20 protein-coding genes are annotated in these 21,850 nt (G+C 58.9%); 17 read left to right on the top strand and 3 right to left on the bottom strand.

Annotation, left to right across the window (positions count from 1 at the left end):
* The first annotated feature begins 9 nt into the window (after positions 1–9).
* The 13 genes from ACI0FG_RS05560 to ACI0FG_RS05500 all read left to right on the top strand — a co-directional run bounded on the left by ACI0FG_RS05560 (position 10) and on the right by ACI0FG_RS05500 (position 13,353).
* Positions 10–972, top strand: a complete 963-nt coding sequence (locus ACI0FG_RS05560; RefSeq protein ID WP_419787560.1) for a ParB N-terminal domain-containing protein — start codon at positions 10–12, stop codon at positions 970–972.
* A 58-nt stretch (positions 973–1,030) separates the two neighbouring features.
* Entirely contained in the window at positions 1,031–2,083 is a 1,053-nt protein-coding gene (locus tag ACI0FG_RS05555) for an SPL family radical SAM protein (RefSeq protein WP_419788361.1), read from the top strand.
* Between the two features lie 78 nt (positions 2,084–2,161).
* Entirely contained in the window at positions 2,162–3,772 is a 1,611-nt protein-coding gene (locus tag ACI0FG_RS05550; RefSeq protein ID WP_419787559.1) for a glycosyltransferase family 2 protein, read from the top strand.
* A 158-nt stretch (positions 3,773–3,930) separates the two neighbouring features.
* Positions 3,931–4,719 (top strand): 30S ribosomal protein S2, encoded by a 789-nt coding sequence (gene rpsB, locus ACI0FG_RS05545; protein ID WP_419787558.1) that lies wholly within the window; start codon positions 3,931–3,933, stop codon positions 4,717–4,719.
* 2 nt (positions 4,720–4,721) lie between these two features.
* Positions 4,722–5,558, top strand: coding sequence for a translation elongation factor Ts (gene tsf, locus ACI0FG_RS05540; protein ID WP_419787557.1), 837 nt, complete (start codon positions 4,722–4,724; stop codon positions 5,556–5,558).
* A 99-nt stretch (positions 5,559–5,657) separates the two neighbouring features.
* Positions 5,658–6,380: a UMP kinase gene (gene pyrH, locus ACI0FG_RS05535; protein ID WP_419787556.1), complete on the top strand. Its 723-nt coding sequence runs from the start codon at positions 5,658–5,660 to the stop codon at positions 6,378–6,380.
* Between the two features lies 1 nt (position 6,381).
* The gene (frr, locus tag ACI0FG_RS05530; RefSeq protein ID WP_419787555.1) at positions 6,382–6,936 is read left to right on the top strand and encodes a ribosome recycling factor; all 555 of its coding nucleotides are present in this window, start codon (positions 6,382–6,384) and stop codon (positions 6,934–6,936) included.
* A 19-nt stretch (positions 6,937–6,955) separates the two neighbouring features.
* The gene (locus tag ACI0FG_RS05525) at positions 6,956–7,657 is read left to right on the top strand and encodes an isoprenyl transferase (protein WP_419788360.1); all 702 of its coding nucleotides are present in this window, start codon (positions 6,956–6,958) and stop codon (positions 7,655–7,657) included.
* Positions 7,658–7,867: 210 nt separating this feature from the next.
* On the top strand, positions 7,868–8,674 hold the full coding sequence (locus ACI0FG_RS05520) for a phosphatidate cytidylyltransferase (protein WP_419787554.1): 807 nt from the start codon (positions 7,868–7,870) through the stop codon (positions 8,672–8,674).
* A 13-nt stretch (positions 8,675–8,687) separates the two neighbouring features.
* Positions 8,688–9,893 carry a 1-deoxy-D-xylulose-5-phosphate reductoisomerase gene (dxr, locus tag ACI0FG_RS05515; protein WP_419787553.1) on the top strand — a complete coding sequence of 402 codons (1,206 nt, stop codon included), beginning with the start codon at positions 8,688–8,690 and terminating at the stop codon, positions 9,891–9,893.
* A 42-nt stretch (positions 9,894–9,935) separates the two neighbouring features.
* On the top strand, positions 9,936–11,003 hold the full coding sequence (gene rseP, locus ACI0FG_RS05510) for an RIP metalloprotease RseP (RefSeq protein WP_419787552.1): 1,068 nt from the start codon (positions 9,936–9,938) through the stop codon (positions 11,001–11,003).
* Entirely contained in the window at positions 10,978–11,766 is a 789-nt protein-coding gene (tsaB, locus tag ACI0FG_RS05505) for a tRNA (adenosine(37)-N6)-threonylcarbamoyltransferase complex dimerization subunit type 1 TsaB (RefSeq protein ID WP_419787551.1), read from the top strand. Before rseP ends, tsaB begins: the two co-directional genes overlap by 26 nt.
* 3 nt (positions 11,767–11,769) lie before the next feature.
* Positions 11,770–13,353 carry a hydantoinase B/oxoprolinase family protein gene (locus tag ACI0FG_RS05500; RefSeq protein ID WP_419787550.1) on the top strand — a complete coding sequence of 528 codons (1,584 nt, stop codon included), beginning with the start codon at positions 11,770–11,772 and terminating at the stop codon, positions 13,351–13,353.
* 225 nt (positions 13,354–13,578) lie between these two features.
* On the opposite strand, the gene dnaA is transcribed toward ACI0FG_RS05500, so the two are convergent.
* The 3 genes from dnaA to ACI0FG_RS05485 all read right to left on the bottom strand — a co-directional run bounded on the left by dnaA (position 13,579) and on the right by ACI0FG_RS05485 (position 16,920).
* Entirely contained in the window at positions 13,579–14,937 is a 1,359-nt protein-coding gene (gene dnaA, locus ACI0FG_RS05495) for a chromosomal replication initiator protein DnaA (protein ID WP_419787549.1), read from the bottom strand.
* Between the two features lie 608 nt (positions 14,938–15,545).
* The gene (gene thyX, locus ACI0FG_RS05490) at positions 15,546–16,280 is read right to left on the bottom strand and encodes an FAD-dependent thymidylate synthase (RefSeq protein WP_419787548.1); all 735 of its coding nucleotides are present in this window, start codon (positions 16,278–16,280) and stop codon (positions 15,546–15,548) included.
* 112 nt (positions 16,281–16,392) lie between these two features.
* Positions 16,393–16,920 (bottom strand): shikimate kinase, encoded by a 528-nt coding sequence (locus ACI0FG_RS05485; protein ID WP_419787547.1) that lies wholly within the window; start codon positions 16,918–16,920, stop codon positions 16,393–16,395.
* Positions 16,921–17,006: 86 nt separating this feature from the next.
* Here ACI0FG_RS05485 and ACI0FG_RS05480 point away from each other — a divergent pair, with 86 nt between their 5' ends.
* The 4 genes from ACI0FG_RS05480 to ACI0FG_RS05465 all read left to right on the top strand — a co-directional run bounded on the left by ACI0FG_RS05480 (position 17,007) and on the right by ACI0FG_RS05465 (position 21,781).
* On the top strand, positions 17,007–17,978 hold the full coding sequence (locus ACI0FG_RS05480) for a zinc dependent phospholipase C family protein (RefSeq protein WP_419787546.1): 972 nt from the start codon (positions 17,007–17,009) through the stop codon (positions 17,976–17,978).
* 73 nt (positions 17,979–18,051) lie between these two features.
* Positions 18,052–18,828, top strand: a complete 777-nt coding sequence (locus ACI0FG_RS05475) for a hypothetical protein (RefSeq protein WP_419787545.1) — start codon at positions 18,052–18,054, stop codon at positions 18,826–18,828.
* Positions 18,829–18,948: 120 nt separating this feature from the next.
* Positions 18,949–20,640, top strand: coding sequence for a CgeB family protein (locus ACI0FG_RS05470; protein ID WP_419787544.1), 1,692 nt, complete (start codon positions 18,949–18,951; stop codon positions 20,638–20,640).
* A 250-nt stretch (positions 20,641–20,890) separates the two neighbouring features.
* Positions 20,891–21,781: a flagellin gene (locus ACI0FG_RS05465; protein ID WP_419787543.1), complete on the top strand. Its 891-nt coding sequence runs from the start codon at positions 20,891–20,893 to the stop codon at positions 21,779–21,781.
* The last annotated feature ends 69 nt before the right edge of the window (positions 21,782–21,850 follow it).

The following is a 21,850-nucleotide window of genomic DNA, read 5'->3' as shown; positions in this document are numbered from 1 at the left end:
GAGATCACTTTGTCGAATTTCTCTGAACTGCGCCCCCTGTCCGCGGACTCGATCCGTACCGGCGGCCCCCACCTCTTTTGGACGGCCGATCCGACGCAATCACTCATTGATTCCCTGCGCTCCGCGGGGCAGACCGCCCCTGTCCTGGTGCGCGAGACCGAGAACGGACCGGAACTGGTGGCCGGGCACGCCCGCCTCACTGCCCTTCGCGCCCTCGGTCTTCCCGTTCTGGCCTTGGTTGTGGAGGCTCCGTCAAACCTGGACGCCGGACGGCTCTATCTGGCGGACAACGCCGCAAGACCGCTCACCGACGCCATGCGACTCGCCGCCCTGAGCTTTTTTGCCGACCGAATGGACCGCAGTTCCGTCACATCCGATATCCTGCCCCTTCTGAACGTCCGTTCCGGTTCCAAGGATGCCAAGCTGCTCACGGCCTGGCTCGACCTGCCCGAGCCCTGGCTCACCCACCTCGCCGAAGGACGCGTCCCTCTGGCCGCCGGGGAAATCCTCGGCCGCATGACACCGGGCGACCGCGACGCGGCAGCGCCGGTCTTCGCCACCCTCGGCTGGTCCAGGTCCAATGCGGTCAACATGCTCACATGGTTGTTCGAGGCCGGAAAGATGACCGGTAAATCCCTGACCGACCTACTGGCCGAGTCCGGCATGGCGGACATCCACACCCAAGGCCTTTCCCCCAAGGATGCCATGGCAAAGCTCGTCGCCCTGGCCCGGCAGGTGCGCTACCCCGCCCTGTCCGCCCTGCAAAACGAATTCGAGACCACCGCGCGCGAGCTGGCTTCCGGGACGGCGTGGCGCGTGCTTCAACCCAACAATTTCGAGACGGGCGGTGCCGAACTCACGATTCAGGTCAAGACTCCGGCACAGCTTGAAAAGGCCGTAAAAGACCTGAATGCCATGGCCGCAAAGCCAGGCTGGGAAACTCTCTGGGACCAGGGCGGCCGCCGTGACTGATCCGATTCAGCTCCCCCATCACCTGCGGCGCATCGGCCGCGTTTTCGTGGATGAATCCATGGTCGATTCCCCGCTGGCCCAGCGCGTGAGCTCCCGTCTTGCGGGCACCACCCATGCCGACATTCCCTGGATCACTGTGCCCGAGGGCCAGGACCGCGTGGAGTGTACCGGGCGAGAGGAGCAGGCGCTCTACCTCAAGGAATACAAGGGGCGATTTCTCCGCTTCTGTCCCGGCACCCGCGCCTATCACTGCTGCGGCTACCGCATCATTCACATCGGCGAAAACTGCCCCATGGCCTGCTCTTATTGCATTCTCCAGGCCTATTTTCAGGACCGCGTGCTCAAGGTCTGGGCCAACCAGAACGACCTGTTCGGCGAACTGGCGGAAGGGTTCGGCGCGGACCGGAACGCCCGTTTCCGGGTGGGGACCGGCGAGTTCACCGACTCCCTGGCCCTGGAGCATCTGACCGGGTACAGCAAGGACTTGGTGGCCTTCCTCAACGACTACGACAACGTCGTGCTGGAGCTCAAATCCAAGGTGGTGGACCTCTCTTGGATGGATGCGGCCAAACGCACGGACCGAATTCTCCCGGCCTGGTCACTCAATGCCCCGGCCATCAACCAGGGACAGGAATTCGATGTGTCCACACTGGAGGAGCGGCTGACGGCAGCCCGCACCTGCGCGGAGGCCGGATTCCGGGTCTGTCTGCACTTCGACCCCATCATTCACTTTCCAGGCTGGCGCGCAGGGTATGCCGAGATCATCGACCGCATCTTCGACTTCGTGAAGCCCGAGCAAATCGCCTACATGTCACTCGGCTCGTTCCGCTGTATGCCGCAGCTCACGCCCATCATTGCCGACAACTTTCCCGACGCGAATTACATATACAATGAGTTTGTGCCGGGCCTGGACGGCAAGGCGCGCCTGCTCCGTCCCCTGCGTTTGGAGCAGTTCTCGTTCATGGTGGACCGACTGCGCAAGCACGGCATGGATGAACAGCTCTACTTCTGCATGGAGTCAACCGAAGTCTGGAACGAAGTCTTCGGCTACGCTCCGGCCGACTTCGGCGGACTGAACAAGCGGCTCATGGCCAGAGCGTTCAACGAATAAGCCAAAAGGGAAGGCAATCAAGGCGGAAGGAACTACGAACCTAATGCTTTTTCCCCTGCTTTCCGATACGAATGCACCATGCAACGAGAGCAATACATCCCTACCGAGCGCTTTGAAGAGCTGGACCGTGTAGACTTGGACACCACCTTCGAAATTCTCGAAATATATTGCCGCACACTGCTGCCGGACCTGGAGGCCTGCCTCGTCTTCCTTCTGCGCATTCTGCGCGATCCCGACGCGGAGAAGCACCCCAAGACCGCTACATGGCTCCCCCGACTGGTGCGAAAAGCCGCAGCCCTAGGTCCATTGGACCGGCAGGCACTGGGGCTGGCCCACAAACTGACAGGCGATCCCGCTATAGGCAACCAGCTCAATCGTTTGGAACAATTCCGGGAAGACGTTACCCGCATGACCATTTACGGTTCAGGATGCAGCCCCAAGAGCCTGGAACGGAACCGACGCAAAATGCTGCCCCAGCTGGAACGGCAACCCGGCAATGTGCCCATAGCCGATCTCCTCCTGCTCCTGGATTTTTACCAGGGCGTGGAGCATGGCGCATGGCTTGAAAAGTTTTCCGTACCGGAGTTCTTCCGCGAGGCATGGACCCGGCGCCTTTTTCTGCATCTGGCAGGATTGGGGGCAGCGGAACCGGCTCTGGCCCTGTGGCCCGAGATTGCCCAGGGCCCGGTCTGCGAAGTTCACCTGAACTTTGCCGCCGCACAATATGCCCTGCTTGGCGACCGGGACAACGCCATCGCCCTGTACCGCCATTCCCTGGCTTTAGACCCAGACCAGGGACCGATTACACTCCGTCTCGCTGAACTGGAAAACCCCACGATCCCGGATGCGTCCCTGACTGAACGCCATGACGTAACCATCGGCATCTACTCGTGGAACAAGGCCGACGACCTGGAGATGACCTTGCGCAGACTGGCCGAAACCAACATCGGCCGTGCCAGGTTACGTGTGCTTCTCAACGGATGTACGGACCGAAGTGCCGAAGTGTGCGACGCGGCCCGCGCCCTGTTCCCCGATAATGATTTCAAGGTGATTACCCTTCCTGTCAACGTAGGGGCACCTGCCGCGCGCAACTGGCTCGGCTCCCTGCCAGAGGTACGGAATTCCGAATTCCTGGCCTACCTCGACGACGACGTAGAGTTACCGAACGACTGGCTGGCTCATTATCTTTCGGTCATGGGTCGGTTCCCCGAGACATCGGCAGTGGGTTGCAAAATAGTACACAGCCATGACCCACGGCGAATCCAATACCTCCATCGCCGCTTCACCCTGGCCCAGCCGGGCATAATAAAACTCACGGACACCAATCAGGTCGGGCAGATGGACTGCGGCATGTACGACTACACCTGTCTGACCGAAACGGTGATGGGCTGCTGCCACCTGCTGCGCATGGCCCACATGCCGGAAGGACCGAAGTTCGACCTGCGCTACTCCCCCTCCCAGATGGACGACATCGCCCACGACCTGGACCTGCGTTTGGCTGGCGGAGAGGTTCGATATTGCGGGTTGGTACGTTGCATCCATCACCAGAATTCCGGTTCCTTTGTTGCGCGGGAACTCACCGCCGCCCAATACGGGCAACTTATGGGCAACGAAACCAAGTTCTATTTCATATTCAAGGACCGGATAGAGGGGATACGGGAGTGCATGAAGGACGCCCGACTTGCCTGATATTACGGCCGAGCATCCGGCACTTGCCAAACTCGATAAAATGCGCTAAATACCCCGCGACTTCAAAAACACACATCCCGCCCATAACTCCGGGTGGTTCGCGATGGCGCGGACTCCTTTTTATACTGCGGGATGGACGAAAAACCCAGGAGATTAGCATGGCTTACGTTACTATGAAGGAGATGCTGGAGACCGGCGTCCACTTCGGCCACCAGACCCGCCGTTGGAACCCCAAAATGCGCCCCTTCATCTTCGGCGCCCGCAACGGCATTCACATCATGGACCTGCAGCAGACCGTCAAGATGTTTGCCACCGCCCATGACTTCATCGTTGATTCCGTCGCCCGCGGCGGCAAGATCCTGTTCATCGGCACCAAGCGCCAGGCGCAGGAAGCCGTAACCCAGGAAGCCGAGCGCGCCGGCATGTTCTACGTCACCCACCGTTGGATGGGCGGCACCCTGACCAACTTCCAGACCATCAAGAAGTCCATCGACCGCCTCAAGACCCTTGAGCAGATGTTCGAGGACGGTTCCATCTCCCGCTACACCAAAAAGGAAGCCGTGGGCATGAACCGCGAGGTCAAGAAGCTGAATCTGGCTCTCGGCGGCATCAAGGACATGGTCGAGCCGCCCAAGGCCGCCTTCATCATCGATCCCAAGCGCGAACACATCGCCGTTCTGGAATGCCGCAAGCTCGGTATCCCCGTTGTCGCCGTGGTTGACTCCAACTGCGACCCCGACCTGGTTGACTACATCATCCCCGGCAACGACGACGCCATTCGCGCCATCAAGCTGTTTGCCACCCACATGGCCGATGCCTGCCTGGAAGGCGCCGCCATGCAGAAGGACTACGCTGCCAAGGCCAAGGAAGACCCCAAGGCTGAAGCTGCTGTCGAGACCAAGGCCGCCCAGAATGTGGAGGCCGAAGCCACTGCCGAGGAGAAATAATAATGGCTATCACCGCATCTCAGGTTAAGGATCTGCGCGAAAAGACCGGCGCAGGCATGATGGATTGCAAGAAAGCCCTGGTGGAGTCCGACGGCGACGAGGAAAAGGCCATCCTGTTCCTTCGCGAGAAGGGTCTGGCCAAGGCTGCCAAGAAGGCCGGCCGCGCCACCAGCGAAGGCCTGGTTACCCCCTTCATCTCCGCCGACGGCAAGACCGCCGTTATCTCCGAGCTGCTGTGCGAGACCGACTTCGTTGCCAAGGGTGACGACTTCCAGTCCTTCGCCAAGGCTCTTTCCGAGAAGATCGCCGGTCTGGACGTGACCTCCGGTGCTGCCGAAGATCTGCCCGCCGACGTCGCCGACGTTACCGGACTCATCGCCAAGCTCGGCGAGAACATGGGTGTAGGCCGCTTCGCCAAGGTTGTTACCGACGGTGCCATCGGCATCTACGTACACTCCAACAACAAGCTCGGCGTCATCGTCGAACTGACCGGCACCGACGACGCGGAAATGGCCAAGGACGTTGCCATGCACGTTGCCGCCATGAACCCGACCTGCATCTCCCCGGACGAACTGCCCCAGGACATCCTGGAGCGGGAAAAGGAACTTTACAAGAAGCAGGCCATGGACGAGGGCAAGCCCGAAGCCATCGCCGAGAAGATCGTCACCGGTCGTCTCCACAAGTTCTATAAGGAAGTCTGCCTGCTGGAGCAGCCCTTCATCAAGGAAGACAAGAAGTCCATCAAGGACATCATCGGCAAAGCGAAGATCGCTTCGTTCCACCGACTCGCTCTCGGCGAGGGCGGGGGCACGGACGAAGACGCCGAAGCCGAAGGCTAGAAAAAAAGTAAAACGGGCCGCACGGCCCGTTTTTTTTGTCTAAAAAAAATGATATCGCCAATGGGCGAGTCGGGAACACAAGGGAACCACGAGGAGAACATGGGAAATAAGCGGTATAATCGAGTGTTGCTCAAACTCAGCGGCGAAGCACTCGCCGGAGACCAGAAGTTCGGCATCGAGCCGTCGGCCATAGGCCAGTTTGCAAAGGAAATCGCCGAGGTGGCGGCCACCGGATTGCAGCTTGCCCTGGTCATCGGCGGAGGCAACATCTTCCGCGGCATGGCTGCCAGCGCCAAGGGCATGGACCGAGCCCAAGGCGACTACATGGGAATGTTGGCCACGGTGATGAACGCCCTGGCCGTTCAGGACGCGCTGGAAAAGAACGGATGCGACACCCGCGTCATGACCGCCATCTCCATGGCGGAAGTGGCTGAGCCCTATATCCGCCGCCGGGCGCTCCGACACATGGACAAGGGCCGCGTGGTCATCTGCGCCGCCGGAACCGGCAATCCGTATTTCACCACCGACTCCGCGGCAGCCCTGCGTGCCCTTGAGCTCAAGTGCGACGCCATCTTCAAGGCCACCAAGGTGGACGGCGTCTACGACAAGGACCCCGCCAAGTTCTCCGACGCGGTCAAATACGAGACCGTAACCTACATGGAGTCCCTGGAAAAACGGCTCGGAGTCATGGACTCCACCGCCATCTCCATGGCCCGCGACAACAACCTGCCGATCGTCGTCTTCAACCTTCACCAGGAAGGCAACATCCGCAGAGCGGCCAACGGCGAAACCATCGGTACGATAGTGCAAGGAGGAAAATAGCATGCAAGCCCTGCTCAATGACGGCAAAAAACGTATGGCCGGAGCCCTCTCCGCCCTGAATAAGGACTTTGCGAAACTACGCACAGGACGGGCGTCCACGACGCTGGTGGATGATATCTCCGTAGATTACTACGGTACCCCCACCCCCATTAATCAGCTGGCCTCCGTTTCCATTCCCGATTCCCGGACCATTACCATCCAGCCCTGGGACAAAGGTGCCTTCGGTGCCGTGGAAAAGGCCATCATAGCTTCCGACCTCGGCCTTAACCCGGTCAACGACGGCAAGATCATCCGCATCGTCATCCCGCCCCTCACCGAGGAGCGCCGCAAGGAACTGGTCAAGGTCGCCAAGAAATACACCGAGGACTGCAAAATCGCCGTGCGCAACATTCGCCGCGACCTGAACGACTCCCTCAAGAAGATGGAGAAGGACAAGGAGATCAGCGAGGACGAGCGCAAGAAGGGCGAGGCCGACGTGCAGAAGCTCACCGACGACCACGTCAAGCTGAGCGACGACACCATGGCTGCCAAGGAACAAGAGATCCTCGAAATCTAAGGAACCATCTTTGGAAAATATGCATATCCCCGCCCATATTGCCATCATCATGGATGGCAATGGACGGTGGGCGAAACAGCGTGGGCTGCCCCGGACCGAAGGCCACAGGGTCGGGACCGAGACAGCCCGCGCCGTCGTTACCCACTGCCGCGAACTGGGTGTCCGCCACCTGACGCTCTACACTTTCTCCAAGGAGAACTGGTCCCGTCCCAAGGATGAGGTCAAAACGCTCTTCAGCCTGCTGACCAGTTTTCTGACTAGGGAAGAAAAGAGCCTCAAGGAACAATCCATCCGACTCAAGGTGCTGGGCGACGTGGATGGAATGCCCCTGGCCGTACGCCAGGTGCTGAAACACGTCATGCGCCAGACCGCGAACTGCACGGCCATGACCCTGAACCTCGCCCTGAACTATTCCGGGCGCGAGGAAATCCTGCGAGCCGTCCGCGCTCTTGCAAAAAAAGGACTTCAGGGCGACGAAATTACCGAAGAGGCCTTTGCCGAGGAGCTTTGGACAGCGGGCCAGCCCGATCCCGATCTCATCATCCGCACCAGCGGCGAACTCCGGCTTTCCAATTACCTGCTCTTCCAGTGCGCCTACTCGGAATTCTACTTTACGGACACCTACTGGCCCGATTTCTCGTCCGAAGAATTGGAAAAGGCCATTCAGTCACTCAATGCGCGCCAGCGCCGTTTCGGCAAGACGGGCGAGCAGATAGCATAACCCTTAGGAAGAGCATCGGGACTGTCGCCGAAGTGTCCTTTTCGAAACAGCAAGAAAAACATGCATGGGCCGCAACGCGGGACCGCCACCACTGCGATACGATCAAACAACATTATCGCAACAAATCCGGTTGCTCCCGCCTTGCAAATAGCGTAAACGGTTGTCAATAATGCAAGAGCGGATTTGAACCGTCCGCCGCCGAAAGCACATATGGATATCGCCCTTCATAAAAAACGGATCGTCACCAGCGCGGCGCTTGCGCTTATCCCTATCCTGGCCCTGCTTTTCCAGGGGTGGGTGCTGTTCACCGCGCTTGCCCTGTTCTCGGTCTTTACACTCTGGGAATTCTACGACCTTTTCAAATCCGACAAGGGCATGAAGACCCTCAAAAGCCTGGGGGCGGCCTTCACCTTCCTGCTCCTCGGGGCCTATACCACAGACCGGATGGACTATCCGTCCATCATCTTTCTCATCGCTTTCTGGACCAGTGCACTGACCTTTCTCGTCCGCTTCAGCAAGGACGTGACCGCCTCCTTCCGGCATACCATGATATTCCTGTCCGGGCTGGTCTACATTCCGCTCAACTTCCATTTTCTGCTCGATTTCAACCGCCTGGACTGCATCCTGGTCCTTGTGGCCGCTGCTGTTTCGGACACGGCAGCCTTTTACGCCGGTACCCTGTGGGGCAAACGCAAGATATGGCCCCAAATCAGCCCGAAAAAATCCTGGATGGGCAGCATGGGCGGTCTGACTGCCTGCATGGCCCTCACTCTGATCATCGGTGCCATTTTCGGCAACGGCTCGCCCGCCTGGCAATGGCTGCTCCTGGGTGCCGCGATGAACGTGGCGGCGCAGATGGGGGACTTTTTCGAATCCGCCCTCAAGCGATCCATGAACGTCAAGGATTCCGGCCATATTCTTCCCGGCCACGGCGGCCTGCTCGACCGGGTGGACTCCCTGCTTCTGGTCATTCCGGTGTACGGCCTGATTCGTCTGGCCCACCCGTTCTTCGAATAGCAGCAGGTCCAACGTGAAAAGCTACATTTCAGCCTGGCCGCAATCCGCTTCCCTGCCGGAGTTTCCCCGTTCACTCGCCATTCTCGGTTCCACCGGCTCCATCGGCGTATCTGCACTGAAAGTCGTCGCCAAACACCCTGAGCTGTTTACCGTCACCGCCCTGGCCGGTGGACGCAACGCCGCCCGTCTAGCCGAACAATGCGAGCGTTTTCGCCCCCGCTACGTCGCGGTATTGGACGACGCTGTCCGAAACGATTTTCTGTCGCGCTTGCCCGAAGGCTATCATCCAGAAGTTCTGACCGGTCCCGAGGGATATACCACGCTCGCCTCACTGAACGAGGCGTCCCTTATCCTTTCCGCCATTGTCGGCGCAGCCGGGTTCGCCCCCACCTTTGCCGCCGCGCAGGCAGGCAAGATGATCGCCCTGGCCAACAAGGAATCCCTGGTGCTGGGCGGCCACGTCATTCGGGCGGCCTGCCGCAAGTCCGGGGCCGTCATTCTTCCGGTTGACTCCGAGCACAACGCCCTTTTCCAGGGGCTGTGCGGACACGGAGAAAAGGACGAAGAAATTTCCCGGCTCATTCTGACGGCTTCGGGCGGCCCCTTTCGCGGCAAGGACCGCGCCTTCCTCTCCACAGTGACCAAGGCACAGGCCCTGGCGCATCCCAACTGGAGCATGGGCGCCAAGATATCCGTCGATTCAGCCACCCTTATGAACAAGGGACTGGAAATCATCGAGGCCTGCCACCTGTATGGCCTGCCGGTCAGCCAAGTTGACGCGGTGGTTCATCCCCAGTCCATCGTCCATTCCCTGGTGGAATATGTGGACGGATCGCAGCTGGCCCACATGGGCACGCCGGACATGCAGGTGCCCATCGCGCACTGTCTGTGCTTCCCCCACAGGGTAACCGTGGATGTAAAGCGGCTCAACCTTGCGCAGATCGGCACCCTGACCTTTGAACCGCCGGCCCCTGAAGCGTTCCCCTGCCTGCGGCTGGCCCGTGAGGCATTCGACGCCGGGCCGAGCCACGCCAACGTGCTCAATGCGGCCAATGAAGTGGCCGTTGCCGCGTTCCTGGAGGAGCGTATAGGCTATCTGGACATCCCTGCCGTCATCGAGGCGGCTCTTGACCGACATGCCTCTGTGGACGTATCCACCCCGGAGGCCATCCTGGAACTCGACAGCGAAGTCCGCGCCGAAGTCCAGGCCTCACTTTAGCAGCCCTACTGCGCCCAAGCAGCGTGGGCCGAAGAGGAACATATGCTGATAAGCGCCATTGCCATAGTCCTGGTCCTGGGAGGACTGATCTTTTTCCATGAACTGGGGCACTTCTCCGTAGCCCGAATCTTCGGCATGGGCGTTAAGGCCTTTTCCCTGGGCTTTGGTCCGAAACTCTTCGGATTTGTTTCCGGCAGGACGGAATACAAGATCTCGGCCATCCCCCTTGGCGGCTACGTATCCCTGGCCGGTGAGGCTGGAGAAGGCGACGAGGACGACGAGGGCTTTCCCGAGAACCAACTTTTCTTTCGCCGCCCAGCATGGCAGCGCATGTGCGTGGTGGCCGCCGGACCCATTTTCAATTTCCTGCTCGCCTTCCTCATTTACTGGTTCATGGCCCTGGCTCAGGGCGAAGGCATCCTGCTCCCCGTTGCGGGCGGCGTGATGGCCGAAAGTCCTGCCGCGGCAGCTGGCATAAAGACCGGGGACCGAGTCCTGTCTATCGACGGCAAGCCCATCGATTCCTGGACCGACATGGTCCTGACCATCCGCGACTCGGCCAACAAGGAACTCGCCCTGCAGGTTGACCGCCAGGGTAAAACTCTCAGCCTGCACGTTACGCCGCACATCAAGACCTTCAAAAATATTTATGGCGAAGAGGAAACCGTCCCCGTTGTGGGCGTGATGCAGGGCAACGAACTGGTCTATCGGCCTGTGCAGGGCTCAACCATTATCTTTGCCCTGGAGACAACCTGGTACCGCTCCAAGATGGTGGTCAAAGGCTTCCTCTCGATTATCGAGCGGCTCGTCCCGGCCAAATCCATCGGTGGCCCGATCATGATCGCCCAGCTTATTCATCAGGGTGCGCAGCACGGCATCTTCGATGTCCTGGCCTTGGCCGCCTTCATCTCCATCAATCTGGCAATCCTCAACTTGCTGCCCATCCCTGTGCTGGACGGCGGGCACATACTCTTCAATGCCCTGGAAATGATCTTCAGACGACCGCTCAACGAAAAATGGAAGGCCGTGGCCATGCGCATCGGCCTGCTCTTCCTCCTTTCGCTCATGGCGCTGGCAATTTTCAATGACTTCTCGCGACTGCTCTCATAAGCCGAGCGGCCTTACCCTGGCCATGGCCGGGTGCGAGGACCGCCTGCAACTGGTGCTGGGAACGCCCGGCCCGGGCGACGCGCAGCTGCTCGCCTCACGGGAGTGGACCGTTCCCGGACAATCCGTTCGATTCCTGCTTCCCGGCCTGGACGAAACCCTCCGGGGATTCGGAACGGGCATGGAAGCCGTGGAGCGCATTGCCTGCGTGCGCGGCCCAGGCAGTTTCACAGGCCTCCGACTAATTCTGGCCGCAGCCGAAGGACTGGCCGCCGGACAGGGCCTCCCACTGGCCGGTATCGAGTACCTCCCCCTGCTGGCACAAGGCCCATCCCCCATCGAAGACCTGCTCCACGTCGTCACCTATGCCCGGCGCGAACTGGTCTATGTCCAATCTTTCGATGCGGAAAAAAGAACTCCCCTTGCACCGGTAACCGCTCTTTCACTCAGTGAGGTTCCCGCCCATTTTGCCGAAACAGGAACGTCGGCCCTCCTCCTGGGTTCCGGGCTGCGCAAGAATCCCGACTTTTTTGCGGAACTGGTAGCCGACAATCCCCAATACACCATGCTCCCGCCCCGATTCGACGCCCCCTCGCCTCAGCTGCTTCTTGACGCAGCCTGCCGGGCAACGTTTTCGGACGAGTCCATTGAGCCCATCTATGTCCGCCCCTCGGACGCGGAAGAAAACTTGCCGAACATCGCCCGCAAGCGCGGCCTTGATCCAGATGAGGCCAAACGGCGGCTCGAAGAACTGCAACGGAACTGAGCCATGGACGTCAGCCCCATCCTCCTCGAAGTCTTCAAAAACCGTTTTTCTTCCATAGCCGAGGAAATGGGCGTCACCCTGACCCAGACCGCCTTTTCGCCCAACATCAAGGAACGTCGGGACCTTTCCTGCGCCGTATTCGACACGCACGGCGACATGATAGCCCAGGCCGCGCACATTCCGGTGCATCTGGGGTCCATGCCCCTCTCCGTCCAGGCAGCCATGAAAGCGGCCAAGGCCGACGGCGGATTCGCCGAGGGCGACATGGTAATGCTCAATGATCCCTTCCGAGGCGGCACCCACCTGCCCGACATCACCATCGTGGCACCGGTCTTCGCTAAGGGCCGATCCACTCCGGCCTTTTATGTGGCCAACCGGGCGCACCATGCGGATGTGGGAGGCATGGCGGCAGGGTCCATGCCCCTGTCCACCTCTCTTTTCCAGGAGGGGCTGATAATCCCACCAGTTCGAATTATCCGCAAAGGAGACGTTGATACGCAGCTCCTCCGGCTCATCCTGGCCAACGAGCGCACCCCGGCGGAACGCGAGGGAGACTTTGCAGCGCAGTTCAATGCCAACCGGACCGGCGTGCGCCGCCTGGGTGAGTGCATTGAAAAGTTCGGGCTGGAGAGCTGCGCCACATACGCGGCCGCGCTCATGGACTATGCGGAACGCATCACCCGGCGGACCATCGGGGATATCCCGGATGGGACATACGCCTTTGAGGATTTTCTGGATGACGACGGGCTGGGCACCACCGACATCCCCATTCGCCTGGAACTGACCGTTAAGGGCGACACGGCGAATCTGGATTTCAGCCAAAGCGGTGGCCAGGTGGCGGGCAGCGTCAATGCGGTTCGGGCCATTACCCTTTCCGCCGTACTCTATGTATTGCGTGCCCTGGCCAAAACCGACATCCCGGCCAATGCGGGCTGCCTGCGGCCCGTGACGGTCATTACCCGCCCCGGCTCGGTGGTGGATGCCAAGTTTCCCGCAGCCGTGGCCGGAGGCAATGTGGAGACCTCCCAACGCATTGTCGACGTCATTCTGGGAGCTCTGGCCCAGGCGCTGCCGGATCGCATCCCCGCGGCCAGCCAGGGCACCATGAACAACATCACCATAGGCGGCCCCACCGGCCGTGACGGTAACCCGTTCGCCTACTATGAGACACTGGCCGGAGGCATGGGCGCTTCCCCGAACGCGCCCGGCGAGTCCGCCGTCCATTCCCACATGACCAACACCCTGAACACGCCGGTGGAGGCGCTGGAATACGCCTACCCATTCCGAATGCGGGAATATGCCATACGGCGAGGAACGGGCGGCAAGGGGCAATACCCCGGTGGCGACGGCCTCACGCGAGAAATAGAGATGCTGGCTGATGCCGAAATCACGGTTTTATCGGAACGCCGCACCCGCACGCCCTATGGTCTGAAGCAAGGGGGAAACGGCGAATCAGGATGCAATACCCTCATACGGGAAGGCTCACCTTCCGAGTTGCCCGGCAAATTTCATGTCACGGCCCGCAAGGGGGACCGCATCCGCATGAAGACCCCGGGCGGCGGCGGGTACGGCAGCGAAAAAGAGTAGCGGAAGAGCTATTCAATCATACAGAAAAGACAGGATGGAACCGCCTCTGGCGGGTAATGATCCATATCCCTCCGGCGTCTCAGGAACCCTTTGAAAAGGGTTCCTGAGAATCTCCGAAACTTTTTGGTGCCGCTATAGCGGAAAGAGAAAGGGAAAAATGCCTCCCGGAACCGTCGAGAACTGTGTGACCGATGTTTCGACGGCTCCGGGAGAACATGTGGGGGCTTAAGGGGTGAGCCGGTCGGCGGTCTGCTCGATCTGACGACCCAGGGGCGTTTGGAGGGAGATTTCACGCTCCACCTTGGTAATGCCCTTAAGGACGGTGGAGTGTTTCCGGTTCAACCGGTCTCCAATATCCTTCAGCGACAGGCCCGTGTGTTTGCGGGCCAGGTAGAATGCGGTGTTGCGGGCCAGGACGATCTGCCGTTTCCGGCTCCTGGACTTCAACTCTTCCTCGGACAGCGCATAGCTCTTGCAGACGAATTCGAGAATATTGCCGAAATCCGGGTTTCTGTGCCGGATGGCATAATTGTCGAGCACGTCCCAGGCCAAATCCATGGTGACGGCACGGTTGAGCAGACGGGCCTTGAGGACCAGATTGCTCAATGCGCTCTCCAACTGGCGAATATCCGAAGTGATCCGCTCCGCCAGGAGCTCGGACACCTCTATCGGCACGTCCACCTGAAGGGTACGGGCTTTTTCGGCCAGAATGCGGCGGCGGGTTTCCATGTCAGGACGGTCGATATGGGCCAGAAATCCGGAGCAGAACCGGGAGATCAGATGATCGTCAATCCGGGAAAATTCACGCGGCATGAAGGAACTGGTCATGACCACTTTGCAGCCACGCTCGCGCAGGGCCGTGAGGGTACATAACAACTCTTCCTGCATTCGCTCCTTTCCCTGAAAGAAATGGACATCTTCCAGCAGAAGGACATCTATGCCTTCGCGGAACTGGGACTTGAAGCGATCGATTTCACGCGCCTTGAGGGCCAGTACCATACGGGTGGCAAAATCCTCGGCGGATAGACAGGCAACACGCAGGCTGTTGCGGTTGGCAGTCTTGCACAAGGCATTGCCGACCGAATGAAGCAGGTGCGTCTTGCCCAGGCCGGGGCCCGAACTGAGAAAGAGGTGATCTGAAGAAAAGGCGCTGTTGCAAAGAGATTTGCTGGCGGCACAAGCCAGTTCATTGGAAGGGCCGACGACGAAGTCGTCGAAGGAAAAACGCCAGTTGCTGACGTTGAGCGGCCGGATGGGATTAACAATGGGCAGGCCGAGCTGCTCCCCTCTTGCCGGCTCTCGGCTGGTTACACGTTTGGCCCGAACAGTGGGCATGCTCTTTTTTTCCTGGTTGGCTTTGACCGTAATGCGCGGCTGAGCGCCCATCACTTCACTTGCGGCTTCGCCGATCACCTGCATAAGGCGATCGCGAACCCAGTTGGCGACAAACTCGTTGGGGGCGGTCAGGGTCAGCCTGCCGCCGTCCACACGGCCGTCGAGCGGTTTAATCCATACCTGGTAGAGACCGGGATTGAGGCTTTTTTCTAATGAGGTGAGAATTTGGTTCCAGGCAGTTTTCATCATGCAGAGTGGATTAGTTGATAGAGTGGAAAGAGACAATTCTTGAATTTCAACCGTGCCAACAAAGCGAGAGCGAGGTTATCTACAGCTAGGCTCTTTTGTAACACATTAAAAAAACAGTATATTTTAGAATAGCACGGCACTACGCCTTTTTCACGGCATTCCCTGTGAAACGAAAGCGTGACAAGGCTTCCCGGCGATTCGACATTGTCCAGCCCCCTACTTATAAACATTGTGGAAAAAAGTTTTCAACAGCCAACTCAACTCTATTCGATAAATATCTCATGTTCAGACAATATTCCTCTCATATAGATTATTTTTTCTACCGGGCGAGTGACAATTTTGACAACACGAATGTGACCATATCAAGATAACAGCTCAATTTTACTGAACTATTTAGTTTAAGAATCATTACCATAAAAAAAATTGGCAAATATGATTCCGGTATTGACATCCGGGACGCCCAGACAGGTCAAGGGTTCCCGGATGTTCTTGTTTTGAACACCGGGAACTCATTAAAAAAACGGGATAAAGATGATTGCTACGAAAATATCAAGTTTCCTCAATAGGGTACTTGAAATGGGATATTATCCCGGGCTGGGGGAAAATAATCAGGCAGGCATTTCCCGGGTTGGGTACTTGCCACACGCAAATTTCGGCGATTCCGGACAATAACCGAGCTGTTCGCAGCGAGCACCGCCATTGGCGAAAATGGCAGGGAGTTTGTCCTTGCAGATATCGAGCATGGCGTTTGCCATGGCGCGGATTTCCCACTGCGCCCTGTTACAGCAGCGTAAATGGAAAAAATGATTCAGGCTGCGGCAGTTCATGGTCATGACGATCTTGGTCTCCCCCGCTTGGGGCAGCACAAACCGGGCATCTTCATTGGCCTTGGCCTTGCGCCCATGGTCCACCAGGATATCGCGCAGGTCGGTATAGGCGGACTGGACCTCGGCCATGAACCGCTCAAACCGTTCCCTGGCTTCCGGAATTTTGGCAATGGCCGGGGGCAGGATGTATTCCATGTCACTCTCCGTCACATACCGCTGACTTTGCTGCGAGTATGAGGCGATCCTGTGCCGCACGATCTGATGGGAACAGGCGCGGGAGATGCCCTCGACGGCAAAGGTCATGGAAACGTGCTCCACCGGACTGTCGTGACCGGATTCCATGGTCTTACTCACGAAATCCGCCTGAACCTGCGGGTCGATCTCGCCACTGAGCAGCTTGGGCCACATGTCGGCCACGAACCCGGCATGGTAACACTGGCGAAAGGCTGCATAAATAAGTGAAAGGGCATCGGGGGTCATGGAAAGGAATTCGACCCTGAGTTTCTTCTCCGGCATGAGTGTGAGACTCCACGTTGGTTATGGTTGACGGGACTCATTCCTTACCGCAAAGCCGGATAACTGTCATCCGACAGCCCCGGCCCGGGCGTGCGCTGCGAGCGTTGCGGCCTTAGTAGGCGATCTTCTCCAGGGCATCCTCGACAACGGATTCAGGAGTTCCGCCAGCCTGCAGAATAAAATGAAGCACCTCATAGAACACCGGTTCCATGAGCGCCAGTCTGGCCGAACATTCCCGCCAGAGCGCTTCGCGGTCTTCCACTCCGTCCCGCTCGGCAACTCGGGCCGAGAGCGTATTGGAATCGGCCATCAGGTAAAACACCTTGCCGGATCCATGCACACGAGAACGAACCGACGGGTCTTCAACCAATCCATCATTCAGCACGATGATGGTTCCACTCCCGGAAAGCGTTTCCGCCGCATCGGCGGCATTCCCCGGCACAACCACCGGCGCGCCGGTGCGTTCAGCCAGAGCCTTGGCCAGGGCCATCCGCCCGCTGCCGGACAAACCGACAAGCACAACATTGCCGGTATCGCGCCAGACGTCGGCGTAATCCTCCCGCCGCTCTCCCTTGCCATGGGACCGGGTCGCGCCGGAATCCTCTACCCGGACCTCTTCATTGATGAAATATTTATCCATACCGTCTCCTTAAATACATTTTTTTATCTTGCACCCCAAAAGGTATCAAGTAGGATAGGGGCGTTGCAAACTCTATTGGAAGCCACATGCCTCAAGAACTGATACATTTCAAGATCGCGGAACTGACCGCCGACCGACTTGCGAACACCGGATTCGCAGGCTGTCTTGCATCCCGACGCCCTGCCCTGCTGCTCGGCGCCATCTTCCATGACGCCCTCTTCTACGTCCGCAGCCGGGGCGCGGCTCCCCTGGAGGCCCTTGCCCACCGCTTTCACGGCGTGCATGGGGAGGATTGTCTGGACCTGCTGCGATTTCAGGCACACCACGCCTTTTCCGCCACGGACAAGGATTTGGCCGCCGCCGTCTTTGTCGGCCTGTCAGCCCATCTGTATGCCGATGCCACGCTCCATCCCATGGTATGGCACTTTACGGGCGACTATTACGCACCATCCCCCAAGGCCGGGACAATGGCCCGCCAGCGCCACCGGGCCATCGAAGGCCTTATGGACCGCGCCGCCTGCCCCGAAATGTTCGGCTCCCCGGCCTACCATATCGGCAGGCTCCTGAAGGAATGTCCCCGACTGGTGCCCGACGGTATTCCGCTCACGGCGCTTGCCGAACAGGCCGGAATGACGGAGACGGGGACGGAGGCCGCCCTCCGGCAGGCGCTGATCCTCTTCGCCCGAATCCAGCGGGCGTGCGCCGCCCAACTGCCGTCGCGCATCTTCAATATGTTGCGCCCCGTGCTGCCGGATGCGGCCCGCGAACTGGAAGCGCTGTTCCACGCTCCGCAACGGCTGCGCCAGATCGGCTTTCTGCACGGTTCCATAGCCTATCACCACCCGGTCACGGGAGAACCGGCCACACTGGCCCTGAACGACGCAATGGACCGGGCGGCCGCACAAGCTGCGGATTGCTGCCGCCAATTCGAAGGCGCCATCTTTGACGGCAAGCCGGTGACAATGGACACCGCTCCTTCAATGGAAACCGGCCTGACCGGTGTACCGGCTGACACCATGCGCCACTTCGCGGAGCCGCCATTTCCCGATCTTTCCTGAAAAAATTGCATAACCAGGTTGCCCCAAAACCATAAATCCTCTATATTGTTTTATATCATTATAAGGAGTTCACATGAAAAAATACGTAGTTATCGGCGGCGGCGTCATTGTGGTAGTGGCCATCGTCATGATCATACTGGCGGTCAAGAACCTGGGGACCATCATCAAGACGGCTACCGAAACCTATGGCCCGAAGATTACCAAGACCGATGTCAAACTCGGCTCGGCCGACATCTCCATCCTCTCCGGTTCCGGCACACTCAAGGATTTCATGCTGGGCAACCCCAAAGGCTTCACCATGCCCGAGGCGTTGAGCTGCGGCACTATCCGGGTCAAGGTTGATACCAGCTCCCTGACCTCGGATACCATCGTCATCAAGGAAATCTACGTTGATGGCCCGGTGGTCAGTTATGAGCAAAAAGGGTCCACGGACAACTTCCAGACCATCCTGAACAACATCAAGAAAACCGTGGCCAGCGACGAGAAGGCGACAAAATCCTCTTCCAAGGAGGAGGCAAAGACCGAAACCGGCGCGGAGAAAAAGATCATTATCGAAGACTTCGTGGTCAAAAACGGAAAGATCAATCTGGGCGGTTCCCTGCTCAGCGCCTTTGGCGACAAGGGAATGGGCATCGACCTGCCGGATATCCACCTGACAGATATCGGCAAGGACAAGCAGACGTCTCCGGCCGAAGCATTCTCCATCATCCTGAAGGAGATGACGGGCGACGTGGGTGGCGCCGTCACCGACATGGGCAAGCAGCTCAAGGAGCAGATGGGCAAGGCCGTGGATGGCGTGACCAACAAGGCAGGCAGTGCCCTTAAGGGACTGTTCGGCGGTTCGGAGTAACCCTCCAACCAATCACTCGGGACCAACGGGCCGCGTTTCCACTACGGGAAGCGCGGCCCGTCCATTACTATTAGTATATAGTCTCTTGCAGGGACCACCCGGAATACAGTAGGGAGAACCATGCCCACCCCCATAGCCTACACAGCAGAAGCAGTCCCAGAAACAGGGCGCCTGGAAGACGTACGCATCCACATCGAGGGAAAGACTTGGCATTTGTGGGGGCGCAGGGGAATGGTCCGGGAACAGGCCCTCGCCGACTCGGTGGAAGAAGGCACTCTGCCGGTGCTGCTGGGGGCAGGCCTTGGGCATGCCCTGGGACGGCTGATCGACAAGGGATTTCCCGTTGCGATTGTGGACCGGGAAAGGCCGCTTGATTCGGTCACCAACATCCGTGCTGAATTCGAGGGGCGAGACGGCATTCTCTGGCTTGATGCCGACAATCCAGAAACAGTAATGGAACGGCTCAAAACCTGGCGCAAGGAACATGGCAACTCCCCTTTTGCACCGCTCCCCCTTTCCCTCTACCTTCGGTTGAATCCCGACCTTTACGGCGTGCTGTCGCAACAACTGAAAAGCGCAGAAACATTTCAGAAACAGATCCGCTATCCCAAATTTAAGACCAAGGCCCCCCGCGTCCTGTTCTTTGACTCAGACTATTTCCTGTGCCGGGAAATCCGTGCGGGTCTTGAATCCAATGAAGCGGAAACCCGTGTTCTACCTCTTCCCAAGGGCAAGACGGTCTCCGGGCAGTTCATTGAGGAACTGCTAAAGGCCGTTGTCGAATTCCGGCCCGATTTCGTACTCACCGTCAACCATCTGGGAATGGACCGCCAGGGACGACTGGCCGGACTCCTGGACGAAGTCGGCGTGCCCCTTGCTTCCTGGTTCGTGGACAATCCCCACCTGATCCTGCACGAATACGATCACCCCGGCGCGGACAATACGGTCCTCTTCACCTTTGATGCAGGCAACCTCGACATCCTGCGGGCCAAGGGGTTCGAGAACGTCCACTACCTTCCGCTCGCCACTGACCCGAAGCGCTTTCGGGTAAACAGTGGCACCGAGGGTGCGCCCAAGACATGGAGCACCGATGTTTCCTTTGTGGGCAACTCGATGACAAAACCCGTGGCCGAGACTCTGGCCCTGGCCGAACTGCCCTCAAAATTACGTGGGGAGTATCAGGCCGCCGCCCATCGGTTCGGCGCATCGGGAGCATTGTCGGCGACGGACTTTCTCAATTCGAATGAACCCGAATGGGCACGGTTGCACGGTAGCCTATCCTCGACAGAGAGACGGCTCGCCCTGGAGTCCCTGCTTACCTGGGAGGCCACCCGGCAATACCGGCTGGAATGCGTTCGGCAAACCCTTCCCTTCAACCCCATCATCGTGGGCGACGAAGGCTGGAAGACGGAACTTGGCGATGCAACCGGCTGGCACCACTTACCCCGACTCGACTACTATGCGGACCTGCCCCGCTTCTATCCCTGCTCCAAAATCAATTTCAACTGCACCAGCCGCCAGATGATCGGCGCGGTCAACCAGCGGGTCTTCGATGTTCCCGCCTGCGGCGGCTTCCTGCTCACCGATTACCGCGAGCAGATGGAAGACCTCTTCGACCTGAAGAGCGAGGCCGTAACCTATCATTGTGCCGAAGAAATTCCCGACCTGATAGGATCTCTGCTTGGCGACAATCAGCGCCGCCGCCGTATAGCCGAAGCCGCACGCCGCCGAATCCTGGCCGAGCACACCTACAACCAACGGGTGGCCACCCTGCTCGCCGTCATGCGCCAGACATTCACCCGCGTACAGTAGCCCCGCTCCCGCCTATCCTCTCAGCTCCCCACCATACCGGCATAAAACGCCGGGACGCCTTCTCTGCTTCCTCTCTGTTTTATAAAGAAAAAGCTCATTCCATTTTCTTAATAAAAAAATTGTTCACCCAACCTAAAGTTTTCTCAGGTTCGGACGATGAAATGGGCAACACACGAGATAAAAGCCTGGACAATTCAAAGCCGGGCAGCATCTCAGGCATGGAAGCCGAACCAATTTCAAGGAGGAAATTATGTCCCTGGTTATCAACAACAACCTTATGGCAATGAACGCTGCCCGCAACTTGGGCACCCACTTCGGAGCCTTGGAAACTTCTACCCGCCGCCTGTCGTCCGGTCTGCGTATTTCTCAGGCATCGGATGACGCCGCCGGCCTGGCCGTTCGCGAGCTCATGCGCTCCGACGTCAAGTCCCTGCAGCAGGGTATTCGTAACGCCAACGACGCCATCTCCCTCATTCAGACGGCTGACGGAGCACTCGGCGTAATCGATGAAAAGCTGATTCGTATGAAGGAACTGGCCATGCAGGCCTCCACGGGTACCTACAACTCCGACCAGCGTCTGATCATCGACTCCGAGTATCAGGCCATGGCTTCGGAAATCACCCGTATCGCCAGCTCGACCGACTTCAACGGCATCTACCTGCTCAACGGCAACCTCTCCGGCGCTACACACTCCGGTGCAGGCCTCAAGTCCACCGGCAAGCTGAAGGTCCACTTCGGTACCGGTAACGACTGCGCCGAAGACTACTACTACATCCAAATCGACAACTCCACGGCGTCGGCTCTGGGCGTAGGCTTTGGTGCAACCACAACCGCCGGTCGCACGATCTCGACTCAGGCGTTGGCCCAGAAGGCTCTGGATTCCTTGCAGAAGGCCATCGTCTCCAAGGATAAGATCCGCGCCAACCTGGGTGCTCTCCAGAACCGCCTGGAAAACACCGTGTCGGTTCTCGAAGTGCAGGCCGAAAACGTTCAGGCCGCGGAATCCCGTATTTCCGACGTCGACGTTGCGACCGAGATGACCAAGTTCGTCTCCAACCAGATCAAGACCCAGGCTGCGGTCTCGATGCTGTCCCAGGCGAACTCCCTGCCGAGAATGGCCCTGTCCCTCATCGGCGGCTAACGGTAAGAAAAAGTCGCACCACCAGTGCGCATGCGGCCGGGTCCCTGTGCGGGGCCCGGCCTTACTTTT

Source organism: Pseudodesulfovibrio sp. 7M6 (genome assembly GCF_050058625.1).
In the GTDB taxonomy this organism is placed as follows: Bacteria; Desulfobacterota; Desulfovibrionia; order Desulfovibrionales; family Desulfovibrionaceae; genus Pseudodesulfovibrio; species Pseudodesulfovibrio salinus.
Note: the sequence above shows the minus strand (reverse complement) of the source record. Positions and strands in the feature narration are given on the sequence as shown.

Coding starts and splice junctions, on each gene's coding strand:
- pyrH (WP_419787556.1), top strand. CDS start 5,658: ATGGGAAATAAGCGGTATAATCGAGTGTTGCTCAAACTCAGCGGCGAA.
- tsf (WP_419787557.1), top strand. CDS start 4,722: ATGGCTATCACCGCATCTCAGGTTAAGGATCTGCGCGAAAAGACCGGC.
- ACI0FG_RS05480 (WP_419787546.1), top strand. CDS start 17,007: ATGCCTCAAGAACTGATACATTTCAAGATCGCGGAACTGACCGCCGAC.
- frr (WP_419787555.1), top strand. CDS start 6,382: ATGCAAGCCCTGCTCAATGACGGCAAAAAACGTATGGCCGGAGCCCTC.
- ACI0FG_RS05475 (WP_419787545.1), top strand. CDS start 18,052: ATGAAAAAATACGTAGTTATCGGCGGCGGCGTCATTGTGGTAGTGGCC.
- rseP (WP_419787552.1), top strand. CDS start 9,936: ATGCTGATAAGCGCCATTGCCATAGTCCTGGTCCTGGGAGGACTGATC.
- ACI0FG_RS05525 (WP_419788360.1), top strand. CDS start 6,956: ATGCATATCCCCGCCCATATTGCCATCATCATGGATGGCAATGGACGG.
- tsaB (WP_419787551.1), top strand. CDS start 10,978: ATGACTTCTCGCGACTGCTCTCATAAGCCGAGCGGCCTTACCCTGGCC.
- ACI0FG_RS05555 (WP_419788361.1), top strand. CDS start 1,031: ATGGTCGATTCCCCGCTGGCCCAGCGCGTGAGCTCCCGTCTTGCGGGC.
- ACI0FG_RS05500 (WP_419787550.1), top strand. CDS start 11,770: ATGGACGTCAGCCCCATCCTCCTCGAAGTCTTCAAAAACCGTTTTTCT.
- ACI0FG_RS05520 (WP_419787554.1), top strand. CDS start 7,868: ATGGATATCGCCCTTCATAAAAAACGGATCGTCACCAGCGCGGCGCTT.
- ACI0FG_RS05470 (WP_419787544.1), top strand. CDS start 18,949: ATGCCCACCCCCATAGCCTACACAGCAGAAGCAGTCCCAGAAACAGGG.
- ACI0FG_RS05485 (WP_419787547.1), bottom strand. CDS start 16,920: ATGGATAAATATTTCATCAATGAAGAGGTCCGGGTAGAGGATTCCGGC.
- ACI0FG_RS05465 (WP_419787543.1), top strand. CDS start 20,891: ATGTCCCTGGTTATCAACAACAACCTTATGGCAATGAACGCTGCCCGC.
- rpsB (WP_419787558.1), top strand. CDS start 3,931: ATGGCTTACGTTACTATGAAGGAGATGCTGGAGACCGGCGTCCACTTC.
- ACI0FG_RS05550 (WP_419787559.1), top strand. CDS start 2,162: ATGCAACGAGAGCAATACATCCCTACCGAGCGCTTTGAAGAGCTGGAC.
- dnaA (WP_419787549.1), bottom strand. CDS start 14,937: ATGATGAAAACTGCCTGGAACCAAATTCTCACCTCATTAGAAAAAAGC.
- thyX (WP_419787548.1), bottom strand. CDS start 16,280: ATGCCGGAGAAGAAACTCAGGGTCGAATTCCTTTCCATGACCCCCGAT.